Annotated in this window: 20 protein-coding genes; 9 read left to right on the plus strand and 11 right to left on the minus strand. The window is 63.7% G+C overall.

Features of this window, described 5'->3' with window-relative positions; translation table 11 throughout:
- Positions 1-192 precede the first annotated feature (192 nt).
- Complete coding sequence (locus MTR64_RS00740) at positions 193-870, plus strand: response regulator transcription factor (RefSeq protein WP_243989799.1); 678 nt, start codon at positions 193-195, stop codon at positions 868-870.
- 66 nt (positions 871-936) lie between these two features.
- Here the strand turns inward: MTR64_RS00740 and MTR64_RS00745 are convergent, their stop codons facing one another.
- The 3 genes from MTR64_RS00745 to MTR64_RS00755 all read right to left on the minus strand — a co-directional run bounded on the left by MTR64_RS00745 (position 937) and on the right by MTR64_RS00755 (position 3,469).
- Complete coding sequence (locus MTR64_RS00745; protein ID WP_243989801.1) at positions 937-1,779, minus strand: TauD/TfdA dioxygenase family protein; 843 nt, start codon at positions 1,777-1,779, stop codon at positions 937-939.
- A 160-nt stretch (positions 1,780-1,939) separates the two neighbouring features.
- Complete coding sequence (locus tag MTR64_RS00750) at positions 1,940-2,791, minus strand: TauD/TfdA dioxygenase family protein (protein ID WP_243989802.1); 852 nt, start codon at positions 2,789-2,791, stop codon at positions 1,940-1,942.
- An 87-nt stretch (positions 2,792-2,878) separates the two neighbouring features.
- On the minus strand, positions 2,879-3,469 hold the full coding sequence (locus tag MTR64_RS00755; protein WP_243989804.1) for a TetR/AcrR family transcriptional regulator: 591 nt from the start codon (positions 3,467-3,469) through the stop codon (positions 2,879-2,881).
- A gap of 157 nt (positions 3,470-3,626) precedes the next feature.
- Between MTR64_RS00755 and MTR64_RS00760 the strand changes: the two genes are divergently transcribed.
- A complete protein-coding gene (locus tag MTR64_RS00760) occupies positions 3,627-4,697 on the plus strand; it encodes a PA0069 family radical SAM protein (protein ID WP_243989806.1) in 1,071 nt (356 codons plus the stop codon).
- A gap of 60 nt (positions 4,698-4,757) precedes the next feature.
- Here MTR64_RS00760 and MTR64_RS00765 read toward each other — a convergent pair whose 3' ends face one another.
- Positions 4,758-5,624, minus strand: a complete 867-nt coding sequence (locus tag MTR64_RS00765) for an OmpA family protein (RefSeq protein WP_243989807.1) — start codon at positions 5,622-5,624, stop codon at positions 4,758-4,760.
- A gap of 378 nt (positions 5,625-6,002) precedes the next feature.
- Here MTR64_RS00765 and MTR64_RS00770 point away from each other — a divergent pair, with 378 nt between their 5' ends.
- Positions 6,003-6,800: an enoyl-CoA hydratase/isomerase family protein gene (locus tag MTR64_RS00770; RefSeq protein WP_327194231.1), complete on the plus strand. Its 798-nt coding sequence runs from the start codon at positions 6,003-6,005 to the stop codon at positions 6,798-6,800.
- Between the two features lie 114 nt (positions 6,801-6,914).
- On the plus strand, positions 6,915-7,193 hold the full coding sequence (locus MTR64_RS00775; RefSeq protein WP_243989810.1) for a hypothetical protein: 279 nt from the start codon (positions 6,915-6,917) through the stop codon (positions 7,191-7,193).
- Positions 7,194-7,235: 42 nt separating this feature from the next.
- Here MTR64_RS00775 and MTR64_RS00780 read toward each other — a convergent pair whose 3' ends face one another.
- Together MTR64_RS00780 and dnaE are read right to left on the minus strand one after the other, a co-directional pair.
- Positions 7,236-8,834, minus strand: a complete 1,599-nt coding sequence (locus tag MTR64_RS00780) for a long-chain fatty acid--CoA ligase (RefSeq protein ID WP_243989811.1) — start codon at positions 8,832-8,834, stop codon at positions 7,236-7,238.
- A gap of 149 nt (positions 8,835-8,983) precedes the next feature.
- Complete coding sequence (dnaE, locus tag MTR64_RS00785) at positions 8,984-12,586, minus strand: DNA polymerase III subunit alpha (protein WP_243989812.1); 3,603 nt, start codon at positions 12,584-12,586, stop codon at positions 8,984-8,986.
- Positions 12,587-12,883: 297 nt separating this feature from the next.
- Here dnaE and MTR64_RS00790 point away from each other — a divergent pair, with 297 nt between their 5' ends.
- Both MTR64_RS00790 and MTR64_RS00795 read left to right on the plus strand, forming a co-directional pair.
- Entirely contained in the window at positions 12,884-14,086 is a 1,203-nt protein-coding gene (locus tag MTR64_RS00790; RefSeq protein ID WP_243989813.1) for a GGDEF domain-containing protein, read from the plus strand.
- Between the two features lie 117 nt (positions 14,087-14,203).
- Positions 14,204-15,370, plus strand: coding sequence for a Yip1 family protein (locus tag MTR64_RS00795; protein ID WP_243989814.1), 1,167 nt, complete (start codon positions 14,204-14,206; stop codon positions 15,368-15,370).
- 33 nt (positions 15,371-15,403) lie between these two features.
- On the opposite strand, the gene MTR64_RS00800 is transcribed toward MTR64_RS00795, so the two are convergent.
- The 4 genes from MTR64_RS00800 to MTR64_RS00815 all read right to left on the minus strand — a co-directional run bounded on the left by MTR64_RS00800 (position 15,404) and on the right by MTR64_RS00815 (position 18,172).
- Positions 15,404-15,892, minus strand: coding sequence for a glutathione peroxidase (locus MTR64_RS00800; RefSeq protein WP_243989815.1), 489 nt, complete (start codon positions 15,890-15,892; stop codon positions 15,404-15,406).
- Entirely contained in the window at positions 15,885-16,169 is a 285-nt protein-coding gene (locus MTR64_RS00805; RefSeq protein WP_243989817.1) for a hypothetical protein, read from the minus strand. Before MTR64_RS00805 ends, MTR64_RS00800 begins: the two co-directional genes overlap by 8 nt.
- A gap of 82 nt (positions 16,170-16,251) precedes the next feature.
- A complete protein-coding gene (locus MTR64_RS00810) occupies positions 16,252-16,938 on the minus strand; it encodes an ABC transporter ATP-binding protein (RefSeq protein ID WP_243989819.1) in 687 nt (228 codons plus the stop codon).
- Entirely contained in the window at positions 16,931-18,172 is a 1,242-nt protein-coding gene (locus tag MTR64_RS00815; protein WP_243989821.1) for a lipoprotein-releasing ABC transporter permease subunit, read from the minus strand. Before MTR64_RS00815 ends, MTR64_RS00810 begins: the two co-directional genes overlap by 8 nt.
- 277 nt (positions 18,173-18,449) lie before the next feature.
- Between MTR64_RS00815 and purF the strand changes: the two genes are divergently transcribed.
- The 3 genes from purF (at position 18,450) to MTR64_RS00830 (ending at position 21,046) form a co-directional block, all read left to right on the plus strand.
- Entirely contained in the window at positions 18,450-19,898 is a 1,449-nt protein-coding gene (purF, locus tag MTR64_RS00820) for an amidophosphoribosyltransferase (protein WP_243989823.1), read from the plus strand.
- An 8-nt stretch (positions 19,899-19,906) separates the two neighbouring features.
- A complete protein-coding gene (locus MTR64_RS00825; protein WP_243989825.1) occupies positions 19,907-20,623 on the plus strand; it encodes an SDR family NAD(P)-dependent oxidoreductase in 717 nt (238 codons plus the stop codon).
- Between the two features lie 84 nt (positions 20,624-20,707).
- Positions 20,708-21,046, plus strand: coding sequence for a PilZ domain-containing protein (locus MTR64_RS00830; protein ID WP_243989958.1), 339 nt, complete (start codon positions 20,708-20,710; stop codon positions 21,044-21,046).
- A 3-nt stretch (positions 21,047-21,049) separates the two neighbouring features.
- On the opposite strand, the gene MTR64_RS00835 is transcribed toward MTR64_RS00830, so the two are convergent.
- Positions 21,050-22,345: an SAM-dependent methyltransferase gene (locus tag MTR64_RS00835; protein ID WP_243989827.1), complete on the minus strand. Its 1,296-nt coding sequence runs from the start codon at positions 22,343-22,345 to the stop codon at positions 21,050-21,052.
- Between the last annotated feature and the right edge of the window lie 37 nt (positions 22,346-22,382).

Below are 22,382 nucleotides of genomic sequence, written 5' to 3' on the forward strand. Positions count from 1 at the left end.
CGTGACAACGCGTGTTGCGCCCCCTGCGGTCAGGGGGCCTCTATTCCTGCCAAATGTACGAATTGCGGCCGAAATTTTCTGGATATGTTGCGGTTTTCTTACGCCACCGGGCTGCGGATTTTTTCGGGCACGGCGTCTTGGTCAGGTGGCTATACAGCCAAGCGACTCCTGTACGGGTTCCCGGATCACCGCATGCTCAAACTGAACCGACTTCTGCTCACCTCGGGTGGGCTGGACCTGATCAATTCGATTTCCGACCTGTTCTACAGCATCCAGGTGCAGATCGTGGACCCGGATAGCCTGTTGAGCCAGGCCTTCGACGACAGCACATGGATCTTCATCGACTGGCTGCTGCCCGCGATGGCCGGGATCCAGCTGGTGCGGCTGCTGCGCGCCTCGGGGCTGGGCGAAAAGGTGCGCATATCGATGGTGCTTCCGGACCAGGATCAGGAGATGCAAATGCGCGCGCTGGCCGCCGGGGCGGACGACTACATCATCGGGCCGCTCAATCCGGACCAGTTGATCGACCGCATGAAGGCCTACCGCGTGGCGCTCACCCCGCCCGACGATCCGGTGATGACGCTTGGCGAAATGACCGTCGATACCAATGCCTACCTCGTGCGATTCCGGGGCAAGCCACTGCCGCTCAAGGTCAACGAGTTCCGCCTGCTGGCGCATTTCGTGCGCCATCCGGACAAGGTCTATACGCGCGGCAACCTGATCGGCGTGCTCGGCAAGAGCAAGGACGTGAACGACGAGCGGACCGTAGATGTGTGGATGAGCCGGCTGCGCGCGACCTTGCGCCACCACGAGGTCCCCTATGTCCCCCGCACGGTCCGCGCCTGCGGCTACATCCTCGACACCGCCTGAGAATCGAAAACCCGCCGCTCCTGACCGGAGGGCGGGCCTTTCGGTTTCAGCAGGCGCCGGAGCTGATTATTCCGCCCAGGGCTCCTCGCCTTCCAGCTTGGTGCGCAGCATCATGCGGCCGCATTCGGGATCGTACCACTCGGCGCGGTGCATGGTGCCGGTGTTGTCCCACATCACGAGGTCGCCCGCTTCCCATTCGTGGCTGTAGGTGAATTCCGGCCCGGTTGCCCATTCGCGCAGGCCGTGGATGATCTCGGCGCTTTTCGCCAGCGAGACACCCTCGACGTTGAGCGAGGTGCAGCCGAGCACCAGCGACTTGCGGCCCGACTTGTGTTCCCACACCAGCGGCAGCACCTTTTCGCCGATCGCCTGCATTCCCTTCACCTTGGCCAGCGGCGGCTCCGGCTCATAATAGAACAGCGAAGCCCAGGGCGCGTGCACAACCTTGAGGGTCTCGTATTCGGCCTTCTGCTCATCGCTCAGGCTGTCATAGGCGGCATAAGTGTTAGAGAAGCCGGTGTTCCCCGTGCCCCTGGGGCTCAGCACCTTGCAGGTCAGCAGCGAGGCGAAGATGGGCACGTCGTTGCGGGTGCCGTCGATGTGCCAGTAGAGCGAGCCCTTGAGGTATTCGGCCGCCGAGGGGTTTTCCTTCACGTCGAGCGTGATCTTGCTGACCGAACCATCCGGGTTTTCCGGCGCGTAGTTGCCCAGCGTCTTGGTGAAGGCGATCTGCTCGTCCTCGGTGAAATCGATCTTCGGGAACACCAACACGCCGCGCTGCTCGATCAGGTCGCGCAGCTGCGCGGCAAGCTCGCCGGACAGCAGCTCTTCCTTGGAGTTGAGGACGCGGCTGCCGATCTTCGGCTTGATGTCTTCGGTGCGAAGCTTGGTCTCGGTTACAGCCGGCATGGCGGTGACTCCGGAAATACAGGGGGTACGAATGAACGAATCGTGCCTATATACGAACAATGAACGAAAATAAGTATGGCCGCCGCAACTCATCGCTGCGGCGGCCATACGATTCCGCCCGGGGGTTCCCGGCCCGGGCTGGCAGGGGGTTACGCCAGCGTCAGCCCCAGCTCTCGCCCTTGATGATGGTGCGGTGGAGCATACGTCCGCAGTCCGGATCGTAGGGCATGGCGCGGTGAAGCGAGCCGGTGTTGTCCCACATCACCGCATCGCCCAGCGTCCATTCGTGCACATAGTGATAGGGCTCACTGATGGCGTGCTCGCGCAGCCCGTGCAGCAGCTTGGCGCTTTCCCGGCTGGAAAGGCCGACGACACGCTCGGCGGTATTACCGAGGATCAGCGACTTCCTGCCCGAGGGATGCTTGTAGACCAGCGGCAGTTCGCGCTCGCCGGTGCCGTCCTCGCCCTTGCCCATCCAGTCCTCCAGCTGGGCCAGGGTCGGTTCGGGGCAATGGTAGAGCTGCGAGTTCCACAGCGAGTGGATCACGCGCATGTTTTCGATCCTGTCCTTGGTTTCCTGCGGCAGGTCATCATAGGCGGTATAGCAGTTCGCGAATTCGGTGTTGCCGCCCCAGGTCGGCAGGACCTTGCTGGACAGCACCGAACCGCGGATCGGCATCGGGTTCATGGTGCCGTCGACATGCCAGAACAGCGATCCCTTGAGGTATTCGACCGCCTCCTGGTTCACGTCCTTGTCGAGCGAGATCTTGAACACCTGCTCGCCGCGCAGCTCCGTGGCATTGCCGCCCACCGAATTGGTGAAGGCGATCTGCTCCTCATCGGTGAAATTGATCGCCGGGAACACGAGCACACCGGCATCCTCCAGCAGTTCGCGAATGGCTTGCGAAAGCTCGCCGGAGAGCAGCTCTTCCTTGGAATTGAGAATGCGGGCGCCCACTTTCGGCTTGATACGCTCGAACTTGAGGGCTGTTTTTTCAATGACTTCAGTCATGGCATGGACTCCCAAACGGCCTCCGGGACTATATGCTGAACACCTGTTCAGCTCCGTCGGTCGAGCCATGCCTTCTGTGGCCGGGTGTTAGCTTTGATCTGGCGCAAGTTTCTCCAGCCAGGTCTCGACGATTTTCACCGCCTCGGCATGGCCGGTCTTCACCCCCAGCGCCTCTTCCATCACGATCGCGCGCCCAATGCCGGCCAGAACCAGACTGAGACCGGCCGGATCGAAGCCTTCCAGCTTGCTGATCCGGTCCCCCAGAATATGCCCGAGGATCTCGGCCTGCCGCGCGCGCATGGCCTCGCTATGTTCGGCCATGTGCTTGCGCACCGCCTCGCGATGGTTGGCCATCGCCATGAACTCCAGCGCCATCGCGGTGCGGCTGGTATCGGCGAAGAACTGCCACAGCGCGCGCAACGGATCATCGGAGGCCAGCGCCTCCTCGATCATGCGGTCGCTTTCCTCCGCCCCCTGCCGCGAGACTTCGACCAGCAGGTCGTCGGTTGTCGGGAAATAGTAATGCACCAGCGATGGCTTGAGACCGGCACGCGCCGCCACGCGCCGCGTGCTGGTGGCGCCGTAACCTTCTTCCCGGATAAGCTGCTTGGCCGCTTCGACGATGAGAGCCCGGGTCGCGGAAGTCTCGGCTCCTACCCGGCGCGGTGCACTTGCCATTATTGTCCCCTTCCGTCTCAGGAGTAGGGACGGGGTCCGCGAAGATCAACCTGAGCAAACAGCTCAGGCAGGCATAAGCACATGGCCGGCGCCGTCTTGTTCATGGCCAGAGCGTACCGACATTGACAATATGTTCTTATTATGTTCTATCTTTTCCATGACGGCGATCAAGGGCAGAGGAGCGATCAGCGGCAACGCCAGCACCCGCTTCAACCTGCCCGCGCGCGAGGAGGATGGCGACTGGCTGGACAGTGCCGAAGCGATCGACGGACCTGTCAGGCATCCGGCGACCACCGTCACAGAGGAGCATCCGCGCTCGATCCTCTCGTTCAACGCCTCGCCGGACATCCCCTTCGACCGTTCGGTCAATGCCTATCGCGGCTGCGAGCACGGCTGCATCTACTGCTATGCGCGGCCCAGCCATGCATGGCACGATCTCTCTCCGGGGCTGGATTTCGAGACAAAGCTTTTTGCCAAACCCGGGGCTGCAAAAATCCTGCGGCAGACTCTGGGCAAGCCTGCCTACCGCCCTGCCCCGATCGCGATGGGCACGAACACCGATCCTTATCAGCCGATCGAGGGACGCTACCGGATCACCCGGCAAGTGCTCGAACTGTGCCTCGAAACGCGCCATCCGGTGACGATCACCACGAAGTCCGACCGCGTGCTGCGCGATATCGGGCTGCTGGCGGAACTTGCACGGTACAATCTTGTGTGCGTGGACATTTCAGTGACGAGTCTCGACGCGCATCTCTCGCGCCTGCTGGAACCGCGCGCGGCGGCCCCTGCCAAGCGGATCGCGGCGCTAGGCCGACTGGTGCAGGCCGGGGTGCCCGCGCATGTCTCGGTCGCGCCCATCATTCCGGCGATCACCGACAGTTTCCTCGAAGGCATTCTTGCCGAGGCGGCCAGAAAAGGCGTGCGCGGCGCCACCTGGATCATGATCCGCCTGCCGCACGAAGTTGCGCCGCTGTTCCGCGAGTGGCTGGAAACCCACTTCCCGGACCGTGCGGGCAAAGTCATGGCCACGATCCAGTCGATCCGCGGCGGGCGGGACAATGACCCGCAATTCTTCACCCGGATGAAGCCGGATGGCGTCTGGGCAGATCTGATCCGCCGCCGTTTCCGCGTCGCGACCCGGCGCCTCGGCATGGGCGCGCCGGACGCCGCGCTCGACTGCACGCAGTTCCGCAAGCCCTCGCTCGACGGGCAACTGTCGCTACTCTAGCCGAACAGCCCCCGTCGAGCGGACAGGCAGACGGGGCGGGCAATGCCCGCCCCGCTCATATCAAAAACCGTCGACGGCCTTGCTGACCAGAATATTCACCGCGACGCGGCGGTTCTGGGCCTTGCCTTCGACCGTGTCATTGCTCGCCAGCGGGTCGGCCTCGGCCATCCCGGTGGGCGTCAGCATGCGATAGGGCTTCCAGTGGCAGGCCTGCTGCAGATAGTTGACGACGCGGCTGGCCCGCTTTTCGCTCAGCTGCTGGTTGAATTCGTAGCTGCCGGTCGAATCGGTGTAGCCCACGACCAGCAGGAGGGCATTGTCCATCCCTTCGGCTTGCGTCGCCGCCTGGCACAGATCACCCTTGGCCTCTTCGGACAGCAGGGCTTTGCCGGTGTCGAAGTTCACGTTCGTCGTGCTCTTGATGTTGTACTTGTCGATATCGCCCATGCGGCTGCGAAGCGCATCGGTCGCGGCAGTCTGCTCGGCAAAGCGCTGGTCAGTGCCGTTGTGGATCATCGCCGCGGTCTTGAAATCGTTGTTCTTGAACGTGATCTGCCGCGCCACGAGGCCATTGCCCCACCGTGCTGTCTTCACGGAAACCGGCAGGCCGTTGAGCAACGAAGACGCGGCCTGCGACTTGCTGGCAAGGCCCAGGAAACCACCGCGCCCCTTGATCATGGTGTTGTCGTTGATGGCGATGATCGTGCTGGTGCCATCGGCAGCCGTGACCTTCATCTTGTCGCCGCTGCGCGCGGAGATGATACCGTCCACGTCAGGCCCTTCGATCATCTCGGCCGACTGGGGCGGGCTGGTGTCACTGACGGTCGTCTCAAGACCGTTCTGGTCCTGCGCGGCCAGCCCCGATACCGGCACGGTGAGCATCGCCAGCAGGGCAAGAGCCTGCGGCCTTTTTGAAATCGCACTCATTCCTTTACTCCTTAAAACCACATCAGCCGGCCTTGCGTTATCGCGCATTTTCATCAGGCGCCGCAGCGCATCAAGGTATCCGGCCGTAAGACCACAGCATCATCCATTTTCACAGGATGCGCGGCAAAAACTCCGTTCGGGCGCCTGAGTTCCCGCCGTGTTAAGGTTAATGTGTCTGCCACATGAATGCACCAGCGGATATCCGTCATTGTGCAGGCGGTTCGAGGGCAGCGTGCGGCGAACGGTTGCAGTCTTGCACCCCGCCCGCGCGCATCCCGCGCGGCACCAGCGTCAAACGCAATTGCCGCGCGGTGATTGGCCGGCTTGCTGCGGGGCCTGTATGGAGGCCACGAAACAGGCATTATGAAGGAGCGAGCGGTGGCGGACAGTCCCATTCAGATTGAACGGCAGGGCCCGGTCGAAATCCTCACACTCAACCGCCCGCAGGCGCTCAACACCTTCGACGAACCGATGACATTCGCCCTGCGTGAATATTTCGCCGGGCTGGCCGAAAGGCTGGACGTGCGCGCGGTGATCCTGCGCGCGCAGGGGCGCGCGTTCTGCGCCGGGCTCGACCTGGCCGGATGGGAAAACGATGGTTCGCGCGGGCTACTGCAGCATTACTGGCGGTTGCAGCGATCCATCGCCGGGCTGCTGGAACTGATGCGCGCCTGCCCCCAGCCCATCATCGGTCTCGGGCACGGCGCCGCCTGCGGTGCGGGCTTCTCGATGCTGCTCGCCAGCGACGTGCGCTACGGCGCACCGGACCTCAGGATGAACGCCGCCTACATCAAGGTTGGCCTGGGCGGCTGCGACCTTGGCTGCAGCTATTTCCTCCCGCGCCTCGTGGGTGCCTCGATCGCCTCCGAATATATCCTCACCGGCCGGTTCATGAAGGCGGACAAGGCCCTCGCCTGCGGCCTGCTCAGCGAAGTGGTGCCCGAGCCGGACCTGCTCGCCAAAGGGCTGGAACTGGCCGGAGAGATGGCCGCCAATGCCCCGATGGGCCTGCGGCTCACCAAGGAAGCGCTCAACCGCAATCTCGATGCCCGCTCGCTGTCGGACGCCATGGCGGTGGAAGACCGCCAGCAGGTGATGATGCTGATGAGCGAGGATTTTGCCGAAGGCGTCGCCGCGTTCCGCGAAAAACGCCCGCCAGAATACCACGACCGTTGACGGCAGGCCCTAAGCGGTACAGCCCCGGACGCGCCTCTCGGGAGCAATCGTGGCAACCACCGCGCTCACTGCGCGTTTGCATCGCCACATCCGCAATAAAGACAGGAGCCGAACATGGCTGAGCAAACCGTTACCACTGACAGCCCGGCTGCGCCCGCCCCGGCCGTGCACACCACCGTGATCCGCGAGAGGCAAGGCGGCACCATGGGCATCCTCATGGCGCTCATCCTGCTCGTCGCGGTGATCGGGGCGATGTACCTGTTCGGCATGAATTCCTCGAACGAGAATGCCAAGAACAACGCCATCGCCGAAGCCGCCAGCGATGTCGGCAATGCGGCCACCAAGGTTGGCAACGCCGCGGAAGACGCGGCCCGCAACGTCAAGCCAAACTGATTTCCGAACCCGCCCGTAAGCAGCAACCATGCGGGCTGTCGCTCAGGCCGGCAACCGGTAGTCGCAGAATATCTCGCGCAGATCCTTCTTGCTGATCTTGCCGGTGCCGGTGTGGGGAATGGAGCGGACGAATTCGACCGCATCGGGCAGCCACCATCTCGCCACCCGCCCGGACAGGAACCCGAGCAGTTCCTCAGGCGAAAGCGCCGACCCGGGGCGGCGGACCACGACGAGGACCGGTCTTTCGGTCCAGCGCGGGTGCGGCACGCCGATAGCGGCCGCTTCCAGCACATCCGGGTGACTGACCGCCGCGTTCTCAAGCTCCACCGAGCTGATCCATTCCCCGCCCGACTTGATCACGTCCTTGGTCCGGTCGGTGAGCCGCAGCACGCCGGCAGGCGAGATCGTGGCGACGTCTCCGGTATCGAACCACTGGCCGCTGCCCGTCGCATCGTCCTTCTCGCCGAAATAGCGCCGGATCGTCCACGGCCCGCGCACCTGCAAGGCGCCCGCCGAAGTTCCGTCATGCGGCATCTCCACGCCGCTGTCGTCCAGCGACACGATACGAACCTGGCTGCCGCAGACCTGGCGGCCCTGCGAACTCTTGTAGGCAACCTGTTCCTCGAACGTCATCGTGTCCCACTCGGGCGGTTCCCAGGTCACCGTGGCGATCGGGGATGTCTCGGTCATGCCCCAGGCCTGCATCACCCGCACACCGCCGCGCATCAGCCGTTCGACCACACTGGCAGGCACCGCCGATCCTCCCGACAGCGCCACTCTGATCGGCGGCAGCTCGACGCCAGTCTCGTCGAGATGCTGGAACAGCGAAAACCACACCGTCGGGACGCCGCCGACATGGCTGACCTGTTCCTCGCGCATCAAGCGGCACAGCACGTCCGGATCGTTCACCTGACTATAGACCATTTTCGCGCCTGTAGCGGCGCAGGCCCACGGCAGCCCCCAGTTGTTGGCATGAAACATCGGCACGACCGGCAGCACGCAGGACCGTGGTTCTATCGCGAGGCAGGCGGGGGCAATCATCGTCAGCGTGTGCAGCACGTTGGACCGGTTTGAATAGAGCACACCCTTGGGATTTCCCGTAGTGCCACTGGTATAGCACAGCATGCACGGCTGGTGCTCGTCTCCCGTGCTCCAGAACGCTTTCCCGTCTTCGGCCCCGATCCAGTCTTCGAACGCCGGGCAATGCTCATCGGAATCGAAACAGATAAAGTGCTCGATCGTGGGCCAGCGCGATTTCATGCGATCCACGATGGGCTGGAACGCCGCATCGTAGAGCAGCACGCGATCCCTGGCATGATTGACGATGAAATCGAGCTGGTCGTCGAACAGCCGCGGATTGATCGTGTGCAGCACGCACCCGGCACCGGTCACTCCGAACCATGCCGTGAGATGGTGCGCATGGTTCATCGCCAGCGTGGCCACGCGGCTTTCCGGATAGATGCCCAGCCGCCGCAGCGCCTGCACCATCCTGAGCGCATCGTGGCGGATACCCCGCCAGTTGGTCCGCGTCAGGCTGCCATCGGCCCAATGGGTGACGATCTCGCGCTCCGGCTGCTCGCTGGCCGCGAAGTCCAGCAGCGCAGAGACGCGCATTTCCCAGTCCTGCATCATCCCCAGCATCCGCGCGCCTCTCCCTCAATCGCGTGTGATGTGTTCACTCGTGGACTTATTTAGGCGCTAGCCCTTAACGCGATCCTAGACCGGACGGGGAGAATTGATTGTTGTAATGCGACGGGAAACGCGGTTGCCACGCATGGCATCCGGATTATTTACGCGGCACGTTGCATTCGCTCGGGCCCGCGCTTCGCCTTGAATTCGCCGACCGTCAGGCCATCAACATGGGCCAGTTGCTCCACGAACTCGCCATCGAGCGCAAAATCGCGGCCCAGCCGGACCAGCTGCTTGCGCCCGCCGTCGAGTTTCAGCGTCGCGATCACCTCGCCCGCGCCGGGGGCACCGGGGCGCAGCAGCAGCGCGAGTTCCTGCACCGCCTCGACCCGGTCGATCTCCAGCTTCAGCAGCATGCGTGCATCGGCGGTTACTTCGGAAAGCGGCCTTGCCCCGCGCACGGTCACGCGTGGGGGTTCGTCAGGATTGGGGCTGTCGAGTTCGACGGTGAGCAGGACGCATTCGCTGTCCTTGGCCCATTTCACGAAGCTCTCGACCATGCTTTCCTCGAAGCAGCAGGACGAGAAGTTGCCCGACGAATCCGAGAAATCGGCCATGACAAAGTCCTTGCCCTTGCGCGTCTTGCGCTTCTGGCATCCCTCCACCATCGCCGCCATGACCGCGCCGGTCCGGCCACCGCCGCCACCGCCGGCCATCAGGCTGGCATAGGTGCGCGCGCCGTTCGACGAGGCAACGTGACGGTACTGCTCGACCGGGTGCGCGGCGAAATAGAAGCCGAAGACCTCGCGCTCCCTGGCCATCTGATCCATGCGGCTCCACGGCTCGCACTCGACAAGGCGCAGGCCCTGCTCGGCATGGTCATCGCCGCCGAACAGGCTGTCCTGGTCCGAATTGCGCTCGCGCGAGGAGCGGTCGGCCTCGGCCAGCAGAGTATCGGCATTGGCCAGCACCTTGGCACGATTCGGCTCAAGGCTGTCGAAAGCCCCCGCCGCCGCGAGGCTTTCCAGCTGACGGCGGTTCATCGACCCGGCGGGCGCACGCCGGAACACGTCGTCAAGATCGGTGAAGCGGCCATTCGCCTGACGCTCCTCGACGATCATCTCCATCGCCTTCTCGCCGACATTCCGCAGCCCCGCCAGCGCATAGCGCACCGCGTGGCTCTCCGTGGTTTCCTCGACGATGAACTCGGCTTCGGAGCGGTTCATGTCGGGCGCGGCCAGTTCGATGCCGTTGCGGCGCGCGTCGTCCACAAAAACCGCCAGCTTTTCAGACTGATGCATGTCGAAGCACATGGCCGCGGCGTAGAATTCGTGCGGGTAATGTGCCTTGAGCCAGGCGGTGTGATAGGCGAGCAGTGCGTAGGCGGCGGCGTGTGACTTGTTGAAGCCATAGCCTGCGAACTTGTCGATCAAGTCGAACAGTTCGTTGGCCTTGGCGGCATCGATTCCCGAGACGTCCTTGCAGCCGGTCACGAAGATCTCGCGCTGCTTGTCCATCTCCTCCTTCTTCTTCTTGCCCATCGCGCGGCGTAGCATGTCTGCGCCGCCGAGCGAGTAGCCGGCGAGGACCTGCGCGGCCTGCATGACCTGTTCCTGGTAGACGAAGATGCCGTAAGTCTCGGCGAGGATCGGCTCGAGCTTGTCGTGCGGATAGACGATCTCCTCCAGCCCGTTCTTGCGGCGGCCGAACAGCGGGATGTTGTCCATCGGACCCGGACGGTAGAGCGAGACGAGCGCGATGATGTCGCCGAAGTTGGTCGGCTTCACCGCCGCCAGCGTGCGGCGCATGCCTTCCGATTCCAGCTGGAACACGCCGACGGTGTCGCCTCGCTTCAGGAGTTCGTAGACGCCCGTATCGTCCCAGCCGAGCGTCGACAGATCGATCCTGATGCCCCGGCGTTCGAGCAGGTCGGTAGCCTTGCGCAGCACCGAGAGCGTCTTCAGGCCGAGGAAGTCGAACTTGACGAGGCCGGTGTCCTCGACATGCTTCATGTCGAACTGCGTCACCGGCATGTCGGAACGCGGATCACGGTAGAGCGGCACCAGTTGCGAAAGCGGACGGTCGCCGATGACGACGCCGGCGGCGTGCGTCGAGGAGTTGCGCGGCAGGCCTTCGAGCTGGACGGCAAGGTCCACCATCCGGCGCACCTCGGGATCGGTATCGTATTCGTGGCGGAATTCGGCGACCGGCGGATCCTTGGTTACGCCGTGCGCCTTGCGGCCGTGCAGCGCCTCGGTGAGGTTCCAGGGATCGGTGGGATGGTTGGGCACCATTTTGCACAGCCCGTCGACGCGGCCATAGCCCATCTGCAGGATGCGGCCGCAGTCGCGCAGAACGGCGCGCGCCTTCATCTTGCCGAAGGTAATGATCTGGGCGACGTGATCGTCCCCGTACTTGCGCTGCACGTAGCGGATCACCTCGCCGCGCCGGGTTTCGCAGAAGTCGATGTCGAAGTCGGGCATCGAGACGCGTTCCGGGTTGAGGAAGCGTTCGAACAGCAGCCCCAGCTTGAGCGGATCGAGATCGGTGATGGTCAGCGCCCAGGCGACCAGCGAGCCCGCGCCCGAACCACGCCCCGGCCCCACCGGGATACCGTTGTCCTTGGCCCACTTGATGAAGTCGGCAACGATCAGGAAGTAGCCGGGGAAGCCCATCCCGATGATGATCTCGGTCTCGAAATCGAGCCGTTTGGCATAGTCGAGGAAGTCCTCCGTGACGCCCTTCTCGCGCAGCACCTCGTAGGCCGCGACGCGCTCGTCACCCTTGAGCGCCATGGCGGCATCGATTTCGTCCTCGGTGACGCCGGGCCAGTAGGGCATGAGGCGGCGGGCAAGGCCACGCCGGGAATCGGCCTCCAGCATCCGCGCCTCGCCCTCGCGGTCACCGGCAAGGCTGGGCAACAATGGCTTGCGGCGTGGCGGTGCATAAGCGCAGCGCTGGGCCACCACGAGCGTGTTCGCCATCGCCTCGGGCAGATCGGAGAACAAGTCTTCCATGACCGCGATCGGCTTGACCCAGCGTTCGGAAGACGAACGCGGGCGATCCGGCGCGTCGACCTGCGTCGAATTGGCGATGCAGAGCATGGCATCGTGCGCGGCGTGGAAATTCTGCTCGGCATATTGTGCCGGATTGCTGGCAACGAGCGGGATGTCGCGTGCATAGGCGAGCGCGATCAGGTCTTCCTCGCTGGCCTCCTCCTCAGGCTCTGCAGTGCGGGTGATCTCGATATAGAGCCGGTCACCAAACAGCGCCTGCAGTGCATCACAATAGCTTTCGGCGGCCTCGTGCCGGCCATCGGCATAGAGCCGCGCGAGCGCGCCCTCGTTGCCGCCTGTGAGGCAGATCAGGCCGTCGGTGTACCCGCGCAGCGAATCCAGCTCGACATGCGGATCGAGCTCGAGCGGCCGGTCGAGGTGCGCGCGGCTGACGTGGTGACACAGGTTGAGCCAGCCCGCGTCGTTCTGCGCGAACAGGGCCAGCCAGTCGATCGGCAGGTCCTGCCCCTGCTGCGCCCCGCCGGGACGCGCGACGGCAAGGAAGGTGCCGACGATCGGCTGCACGCCCTCACCCTGACAGGCCTGCGCAAATGTCGGCGCGCCGTAGAGGCCGTTGCGGTCACAGATGGCAGCGGCCGGGAACTTGCGTTCCTTGGCCAGCTTGGCAGCCGCTTTCGGGTCGATCGCGCCATCCAGCATGGTGAAGCTGGAAAAGATGCGAAGCGGAACGAAAGGGGCGAAGGACATCCTGCAAATCTAGGCGGCCGCGGTTGCGGCGATCAAGACCATCAGGCGAAAACCGGGGGAAATCACCCGCCTTTCCCGGCGCCAGCGCGCGATGTCACAGCCTGCGCAAGCGGCCACCGTGTAATTATTTGCATCGGCCCCTTAAAAAGCACGGAGTGTTAAGCACCCTTCCCTAGACTCGTTCGCCAGGGTGCAGGTCCCTGCTCCACTAGGTTTGCCGAAACGGACATCAGATCGACCGCAATGACTGTATCCACGTCCGTTTCTGCCACCGCCCCGGGGACCTGACCGCACACGATGCCCGATATCATGACCATCGCGGCCTGCAGTACCGTCCTTGCAGGCATCATGTGCGTCGGGATGCTGCTGTCGTGGTTCAAGGACGGCCACCCGGCACGCCTCAGCTGGCTGTTCGCCCCTTTCGGCATCGCCGTGCCTGCCGGCATCCTGCTGACCTGGCCCGAAGTCCTGCCCGGCCCCTGGGGCCTTCGTCTCGGCTGGTATTTCCTGACCATTGTCTATGGCGCGGCCTGGACGGCGGCACGCACCCTGGGCGGACAGCGTCCGATGCCGCTGGCCATACTTCTGCCCTGCACCGCCGTGCTCATCTTCTCGTCCACGATCGGCGCCGACGCCTACATGCCGCAGCTGCGCATGTTGCCGCGTGTCCTGCTGTTTGCCTTGTTCAACGGACTGGCAGCGCGCGAGTTCGGCCGGATGCGCCGCCCGCAACTCCCCTCAGCCACGACGCTCTACTGGATCTTCGCCGCCTTCTTCCTGTTCGATCTCTGCCGCACCCCCTTCGCGCTGTCGCTGGTCTCCCCCTTCGGGCCGAAACCGGGCGAGGTCTGGTCCATCGCCCTGTTCAACTTCCTGATCGTTCTGCAGGGTGCCCTGATGGCAATGTTCATCACCGCGCTGGGCCGCGAACAGCTCGCTGAACAGCATTACCGGCTTGCCTCGATCGACCCGCTGACAGGTATCGGCAACCGCCGCGCGCTGGAAGACCGGATGCGGATGCTGCAGGAAGGGCACGGCCGGAACGGCACCACCGCAGTTGCCGTGCTCGACATCGACAACTTCAAGGCCATCAACGACCAGATGGGTCACGCCTTCGGGGATCTGGTGATTGCTGATACCGGACGCATGGCCGCCAAAGTGTTCGGCGCAGACAATGTGTTCCGTATTGGCGGAGAAGAGTTCGCCGCCATCATCGTCGCTGCGACCGAGGGCGAATGCATCGCGCGGGCAGAAGCGATGCGCACGCGCTTCGCCGCGTTCCGGCACGGTTCAGCCAGCGAAACGCGCACCTGCACGCTGAGCATCGGCCTCGCCAGCATGGACCGGGCGGACGATCACGACAGTGCGTTCAAGGCTGCGGACCGGGCGCTCTACATGGCCAAGCGGCTCGGCCGCAATCAGACCATCATGATCGATTCCCAGCACCCGCTGGAACAACCGGCTGGCACGGCGAACCACAGGGACACGCTCTCCTTGTAGCCCCGGCTGCTTCTTGTCCCCTTCAGGACCGAAACAAGACAAATCCTGTTAGGCACTTTGCAGGATCTGCAAGATGTGTTTCCCTCTGGCCCTCTACGGCATTGAGGAGAGCGCGTAGTGGAAACCGGTTCAAGCGCAGGCAGCAAGCCTATTGTAGATCGCGCGAAGGCGATCCTGCTCCAGCCCAAGGCCGAATGGCCTGTCATCGCGTCGGAACCGGATACACCATCCAGCATCCTGAAAAGCTACGTCCTGCCCCTTGCCGCGATCGGTCCTGTGGCCGGTCTCGTCGGCGGACAGCTATTCGGATACGGCGCGCTGTTCGTGCACTTCCGCCCCAGCCTCATGAGCGGGATCATGTCCGCAGTCACCGGCTATGTCATGGCCATTGTCAGCGTGTTCATTCTCGCCTGGATTGCCAATATGCTTGCGCCGAAATTCATGGGCAGCGCGGACAAGAGCGGTGCCTTCAAGCTCGTCGCCTTCAGCATGACCGCGGGCTGGCTGGCCGGAGTATTCAGCTTGATCCCGGCTTTGTCGGTTCTCGGCCTTGCCGGACTCTACAGCCTCTACCTGTTCTACACGGGCGCGCCGGTGCTGATGAAAGTGCCGCAGGAGAAGGCAATGGGCTATACCGCGGTCACGGTGGTGTGCGCCCTCGTCCTCGGGTTCATCGCCTCTGTCGTCACGGCTTCGGTCGTGGGGCTGGTTGCGGGCCCTTCGCTGTTCTCGGTCTCCGATCGCTCGGGCAGCTCCGGCAGCGCCACGATCACCGTGCCCGGCGTCGGCAAGATCGACACCGGCAAGCTCGACGAGATGAACAAGCGGATGGAGGATGCCGCCAGCGGCAAGACCAAGGCCGTCCCGGTCGAGAGCCTCAAGACGCTGCTGCCCGAATCGATCGGCGCCTATTCACGCACTTCGCTCCAGACCATCGGCGCAGGAATGATGGGGGCGTCCGCCGAGGCAGCATACGAGGCCGGCGACAAGCGCTTCACCCTGCGCATCGCCGACTTCCACGGCATTGGCGCCATCGCCGCCATGGGCGCAGCCATGGGCATCGAACAATCGAAGGAAGACGCGGACGGCTACGAGAAGACCGGTACCGTCGATGGCGAGATGCAGACCGAAGCCTGGAACACCAAGCGTGAGCGCGGTAAATTCGGCCGCATGGTAGACAACCGCTTCCTCGTGGAAGCCGACGGGTCCGCGCAGAGCATCGACGAACTCAAGGCGGCTGTCGCGGCAATCCGGCCGGGCGATCTCACCAGCCTGGCCGACTGATTCACGCTCCTCGAACTAATGGCGCTCTCAATCTCAGAGCGCTATTTCGATGTCCTTTTCGAGGTTCTCCGGCTTGTCGGTCGGCGCATAGCGGCGCACCACCCTGCCATCGCGGCCGATCAGGAACTTGGTGAAGTTCCACTTGATCGACTTGCTGCCCAGAATGCCGGGCGCCTCCCCCTTGAGCCAGTCGTAGAGCGGAACGGTGCCTGCCCCGTTGACTTCGATCTTGCCCATCAGCGGGAAAGACAGGCCGAAATTTACTTCGCAGAAATCGGCGATCTCGTCCGAATTGCCCGGTTCCTGGCCGCCGAATTGGTTACACGGGAACGCGATCACTTCGAATCCGCGGTCCCCGTACTTGCGCCAGAGCGTCTCCAGCCCCTTGTACTGCGGGGTGAAGCCGCATTTGCTGGCCGTATTGACGACCAGCAGGACCTTGCCGAGACGGTCCGCGAGACTGACTGTCTCGCCATTCGGCAAGGCCGCGCTGAAATCCGCGATCGTGCGCGGATCAGGCATCGCTGCCGGGGTAATCCGAACGCCGGTAGAGGCTGCGAATCTCGCCGATCTTGAAGGTCCGGTCGCCGTCCTTCTGGATCGCGTAGTCCGGCTGCTTTTCCTCGGGCAGATCCATCACGAAATGGACCAGTTCGGCCACGGTGCCGCGGCGAATGGTCTTGAAGCGGTGGAACAGGCCGCCGCCGTCCTCACACTTGTGCAGTTCGGCGGAATCATTCCAGCCGAAGCCCTTGGGGGCGCCCTCGTCGTTCTGGATGGTGGACGGGGTGTCGCTCATCGCGGGGTCCTTTCGTTCATTCCTCAAGAGTCGATGTGGACACTGGAAACCGGAAAATCAACGCCGGTCCAGTGCAGTTTATCTATGCCAGAACACCGTCATGCAAGCGCACGACGCGATCCATCTGTGCGGCAAGCCGCTCGTTGTGGGTGGCGACCAGCGCCGCGCTGCCCTGATCGCGCACCAGCGCGAGGAACTGGGCGAGCACGATGTCGGCCGTAGCTTCGTCAAGATTGCCCGTGGGCTCATCGGCCAGCACCAGATGCGGCTTGTTGGCGAGTGCACGGGCCACCGCCACGCGCTGCTGTTCGCCGCCGGAAAGCTGACTGGGCCGGTGATCGAGCCGCTGCCCGAGACCGAGCGCGTCCAGCAATTCGACGGCCCGCGTTTCGCAATCGGTGCGCGGCTTGCCGGTTATGAGCTGCGGCAGCACCACGTTTTCGATGGCGCTGAAGTCCGGCAGCAGGTGGTGGAACTGGTAAACGAAGCCGATGTGATCGCGCCGCACCGCCGCGCGCTGATCCTTGCCCAGCTTGCTGGCATCGATGCCCGCGATCTCGATTCGTCCGCCGAAACCGCCTTCAAGCAGGCCGATCGCCTGCAACATCGTAGACTTGCCCGAGCCCGAGGCGCCCAGCAGCGCGACGATCTCGCCGGGGTTAACCGCGAGGTTCACGCCGCGCAGCACGTCGATGGTGACGCCGCCCTGCGCGAAGCTGCGGGTTACGCCGGTCAGGCGGACGACGGGGTCCATGGCGGTATCACTCATAGCGCAGCACCTGCACCGGATCGGTGCTCGCCGCCTTGAAGGCAGGGTAAAGCGTAGCGAGGAAGCTGAACACCAGCGCCATCACGCAGATCACGGTAATTTCCACCGGATCGGGGCGCGCAGGCAGTTCGGTGAGGAACCGGATCGACGGGTCCCACAGGTTCTGTCCGGTCAACCGCTCCACCGCGTGGACAATCGGCTGGCGGAAATAGAGCGAGATCAGTCCCGTCACGAGCCCCAGCAGCGTTCCGAGCGCGCCGATGCAGAAACCGGTCGTCACGAAAACCTTGAGCAGCGATCTTCGCGTTGCGCCCATCGTCCGCAGGATCGCAATGTCCCGCGTCTTGGCGCGCACCAGCATGATCAGCGACGAGAGAATGTTGAACACCGCGACCAGCACGATGATGGACAGCACCACGAACATCACCACGCGCTCGACCGCCAGCGCCTCGAACAGCGAGGCGTTGATAGTCTTCCAGTCGGAGATGACCGCCCGTCCCGCCAGTTTGCGCGACAGCGGGGCAAGGATCTCTCCGACCTTGTCCGGATTGGTGGTGGTCAGCTCGATCATGCCGATCGTATCGCCCGTGAGCAGCAGCGTCTGCGCATTGGGAATGGGCATGACGACGAAGGCGTTGTCATAGTCATATACCCCGATCTCGAAGATCGCGCCGATCCGGTAGGCGATCTGGCGCGGCACCGTGCCGAACGGCGTCGAGCGCCCCTGCGGGTTAATGATGGTGATCACATCACCCACCTGCGCGCCAAGGTTCTGGGCCAGTTGGGAGCCGATAGCGACAGTATCGCTGCCCACCTGCAACTGATCCATGTTGCCATCGACAACCTTGCTCTTGAGCCGGTCGATGTCCTCACGCGTGTTGCCACGAACCAGGATCGCCTCGACCCGGCCGTTGAAGCTGGCAAGCAAGGGCTGTTCGATCAGCGGCGAGGCACGGGTAACGCCCGGCGTCGCCTTCACGTCCTTCAGCACATCCTGCCAGTCGTCGAGCCGGCCGCCATAGGCCTGGATGATCGCGTGGCCGTTGAGCCCCACGATCTTGTCGAACAGCTCGGCGCGAAAGCCGTTCATCACGCTCATGACAATGACCAGCGCCCAGACACCGAGCATCACGGCCACGAGACTGATGCCCGCAACAAGCGCAATGAAGCGCTCGCCCTTGCCGGGGAGCATGTAACGCTTGGCGATGGTCCATTCGAAAGGAGAAAGGATCAAGCGACGGGTCCGTCTGTGATCGGTTTGACGAAGCGGCCTTAGGGACATGGGCGGGGGCTGGCAAGCGGCGCCCGGCACTCTATCGCGGCGGCAATCGGGAACGGATGAAATTGCGCCAGGTTCCCGCCTGTCCGGCTCCCGCTGCCGGATCGTGCGGGGCAGGCGGACACGCTTCATGACACAACCGTCAAAAACCGGCTCAGCCCCCTTGCATTTGGAGGCGATCCCTTCCAAATGCGCGGGCGTTTTTTGACGCGCCAGCGGGCCGGACAGATCCATGAACATGACACACCCCTTTCGTGACGCCGACGGGGACAAACTGCGCGAAGAGTGCGGTATTTTCGGCGTGATCGGTGCCAAGGATGCGGCGAACATCGCTGCTGCCGGGCTCCATTCCCTGCAGCATCGCGGACAGGAAGCGGTGGGCATCACCAGCTTCTCGGGCAGCGAGTTCCACTCGCACCGCGGCCTCGGCCATGTCGCGCAGGTGTTCCGCCAGAAGGAACTGGAAACGCTGCCGGGCACCATGGCCTCAGGCCATGTCCGTTATTCCACGACCGGCGGCTCGGGTCTGCGCAACGTGCAGCCGCTCTTCGCCGATCTCGCCTCGGGCGGTTTTTCGATCGCTCATAACGGCAACATTTCCAATGCGATGACGCTGAAGCGCGATCTCGTAATGAAGGGATCGATCTTCCAGTCGACTTCGGACACCGAAGTGATCATCCACCTCGTCGCGACCAGCCGCTATCCCACGATCCTCGACAAGTTCGTCGATGCGCTGCGCATGGTCGAAGGTGCCTATTCGCTGATCTGCATGACCGCCGAGGGCATGATTGCCTGCCGCGACCCGCTGGGCATTCGCCCGCTCGTGATGGGCCGAATCGGTGACGCTACCGTGTTCGCTTCGGAAACCGTCGCCCTCGACGTGATCGGCGCCGAATTCACCCGCTCGATCGAACCGGGCGAACTGGTTCAGGTCGATCACAAGGGCACGATTTCCAGCCACCGTCCCTTCGGCAGCCCCAGCCCGCGTCCCTGCATCTTCGAGCACGTCTATTTCAGCCGTCCCGACTCGGTCATGGACGGTCGCTCGGTCTATCAGGTGCGCAAGCAGATCGGCGTGGAGCTGGCCAAGGAAGCCTTCGCCGATGCCGACATTGTCATCCCGGTGCCCGATAGCGGCCTTCCGGCAGCCATCGGCTATGCGCAGGAATCGGGCATTCCCTTCGAACTGGGCATCATCCGCTCGCACTACGTTGGCCGCACCTTCATCCAGCCGGGTGACGCGGCGCGCCATGCCGACGTCAAACGCAAGCACAATGCCAATCGCGCCATCGTCGAAGGCAAGCGCATCATCCTGATCGACGATTCGATCGTGCGCGGCACGACCTCGAAGAAGATCGTCGAAATGATGCGCGACGCCGGTGCCGCCGAAGTGCACATGCGTATCGCCAGCCCCCCCACCGAGCATTCCTGCTTCTATGGCGTCGACACGCCGGAGCGGTCCAAGCTGCTCGCCGCGAACATGGACACCGAGGCCATGGCCGCTTTCATCAAGGCCGACAGCCTCGCTTTCGTCTCGATCGACGGCCTCTACCGCGCGGTCGGCGAAGCGCAGCGCAATGCCAAGTGCCCGCAGTTCTGCGACGCCTGCTTCTCGGGCGAATACCCGACCAAGCTGACCGACTTTTCCGAACGTGAAAGCGCGGAACGCGACGCAGCGTGAGCACGGCGATGAGCGGTAAGCCTTTCGACGGACAAGTCGCGCTTGTCACTGGCTCCAGCCGCGGCATCGGCGCTGCAACGGCGATCGCCCTTGCTGAAGCCGGGGTGCACGTCGTCCTGACCGGACGCGACACCAAGGCACTCGAAACCATCGAGGAACAGATATTCCAGGCGGGCGGCTCTGCCACGATCGCTCCCGTCGATCTGGTCGAGCCTGACGGCATCGCGCGCCTTGCCACGGCTGTCTCGCAGCGCTGGGGCAAGCTCGATATCCTCGTGATCAACGCCGCGATCCTGCCCGAACTGACCAGCGTCGCCGACATCGACCAGAAGGCGTTCAACAAGGGCCTGACCACCAACGTGCTCGCCACACAGGCGCTGATTGCCAATTTCGACCCGCTGCTGCGCAAAAGCGGCGACGCGCGCGTGATCGGCATGACGTCCACCGTCGCCGCCAAGCCGCGCGCCTACTGGGGTGCCTACGCTGCCACCAAGGCCGCTATGGAAGTACTGCTGGACTGCTACGCGCAGGAAACCGCAAATATTGCGAAAGTGCGCGTGGCCATCGTCAATCCCGGGGCCACCCGCACGGCGATGCGTGCCCGAGCCTATCCGGGTGAAGCGCCCAACTCGGTCAAGCCGCCCGAAATCGTGGCACAACGGTTGGTGGCCCTGCTCGGCGAGCCCTTCGTCACCGGCCATCGCGAATCCATTAACCAACCTTAACAAGATGATAGTAACTGCTGCCTGACATCGTTCGCACAATCAGGCGTCATGCAGACGCCGCGAATGCTTGGGACGCAGGTGATCATGGTTCACACCCAGCAACAGAATTATGAAAACGCCGCGCAGGAAGACCGCAGCGCTCATCGAATAAAGATTTCGATACCTGCCGCGCTGCGCGCCTCGGGCGCCAAGGGCTTTCAGACGGCCGTCCGAGACCTTTCGCTGTCCGGCTTTTCCGCCACGTCGATGACCCGGTTGCATCCGGGCACCTATTGCTGGCTGACCCTGCCGGGCATGGAATCGCTCGCCGCCAAGGTGGTGTGGTGGGACAATGGCCTTGTCGGAGCGGCTTTCGAATCGCTCCTGAGCCCGATCGTGCTCGAGAACATCCTTACCCGCTGGCGCGGAAACGGTCCGGTCTGAGCGTCAGCCCTCCTTCACCAGCGTGACCTGCGCCACGTCGATACCGCCGCCCAGGAACCCGCCTTCGCAATACATCAGGTAGAAGCGCCAGAGTTGCACGAAGCGCTCGTCGAAGCCCGGTGGCAGGCGCCCTTCCTCCACCGCCATGTCGAAATTCTGCCGCCACTGGCGCAGCGTGCGCGCGTAATCGCCTCCGAAGCCGTGGCGGTCCTCCCATATCAGCCCGCGCTCTTCGGCGAGGCGGCGGAACTCGCTCTCCTTGATCAGCATTCCGCCGGGGAAGACAAAAGTCTGGATGAAGTCTGCACTGCGGGCGTACCCGTCGAAGATCTCGTCCCTCATGGCAATGAACTGGATGGCGGCCCTGCCCCAGGGCTTGAGGTTGCGGGCCACACAGTCGAGAAAATCCGGCCAGAACTGGCGCCCCACCGCCTCGACCATCTCGACCGAGGCTACCGCATCATAGGTGCCTGAAACGTCGCGGTAGTCCTGCTTGCGGAAATCGACGCTGCCCTGCGCGATCTGCCAGCGACCGCGCGCGAAATCGAGCTGTTCGTCCGACAGGCTGATGGCATCGACATGAACCTGCGCGTGCTCGGCCATGAAAGCCGCGAGCGTTCCCCAGCCGCAGCCGATTTCCAGAACGCGGTCACCGGGCTCCAGATCCAGCCGTTCGACAATTGCGCCCACCTTTGCCGATTGCGCCGCGTCGAGTTCGGTCACGAACTGGCTCAGCGCATTCGGCCCATCCTGTCCGGCGGCGGAATAGAGCGCGCTGGAATAGATCATCGCCTCGCCCAGCCACTGCTCGTAGAAATCGTTGCCGAGATCGTAGTGGGCGTGAATGTTGCGCAGCGAGCCGGAGCGCGTGTTGCGGTGAAGCCAGTGGACGAAGCGCGTCAGCAACCGCCAGGGCCCGTGCGCACGCCCTGTGTCGCCCAGCGGAACGGCGTTGTCCATGAACAGCGCGAACAGGGGCACCGGATCGGGGCTGCTCCACTCCCCGGCTTCCCAGGCCTGATACCAGCCCACCGACCCCGCCGTCGCCAGCCGCAGCAGGGCCCGCCAGCTGCGGATTTCGACCACCGCGCCAAAGCCCTCCGCACGGCCACCGAGCAGGCGGGTTGTCCCGTCCGGAAACGTCGCCTGAATGGATCCCCTCACCAGCCCCCGGTCGATCCGGTCGAGAATTCGATCGATCCCGCCAGACCACAGGCGCGCCAGCCATTGCGGGCCGATACCGATGGCCTGCCCGCCGGTAACCAGATCCTCACCCCTGCCTGGCGCATGTGCGTTCATGGCCTAGGTATGGCGCCTAATGGCGGCACGGGCAATG

Source organism: Novosphingobium album (ex Hu et al. 2023) (assembly GCF_022832385.1).
In the GTDB taxonomy this organism is placed as follows: Bacteria; Pseudomonadota; Alphaproteobacteria; order Sphingomonadales; family Sphingomonadaceae; genus Novosphingobium; species Novosphingobium album.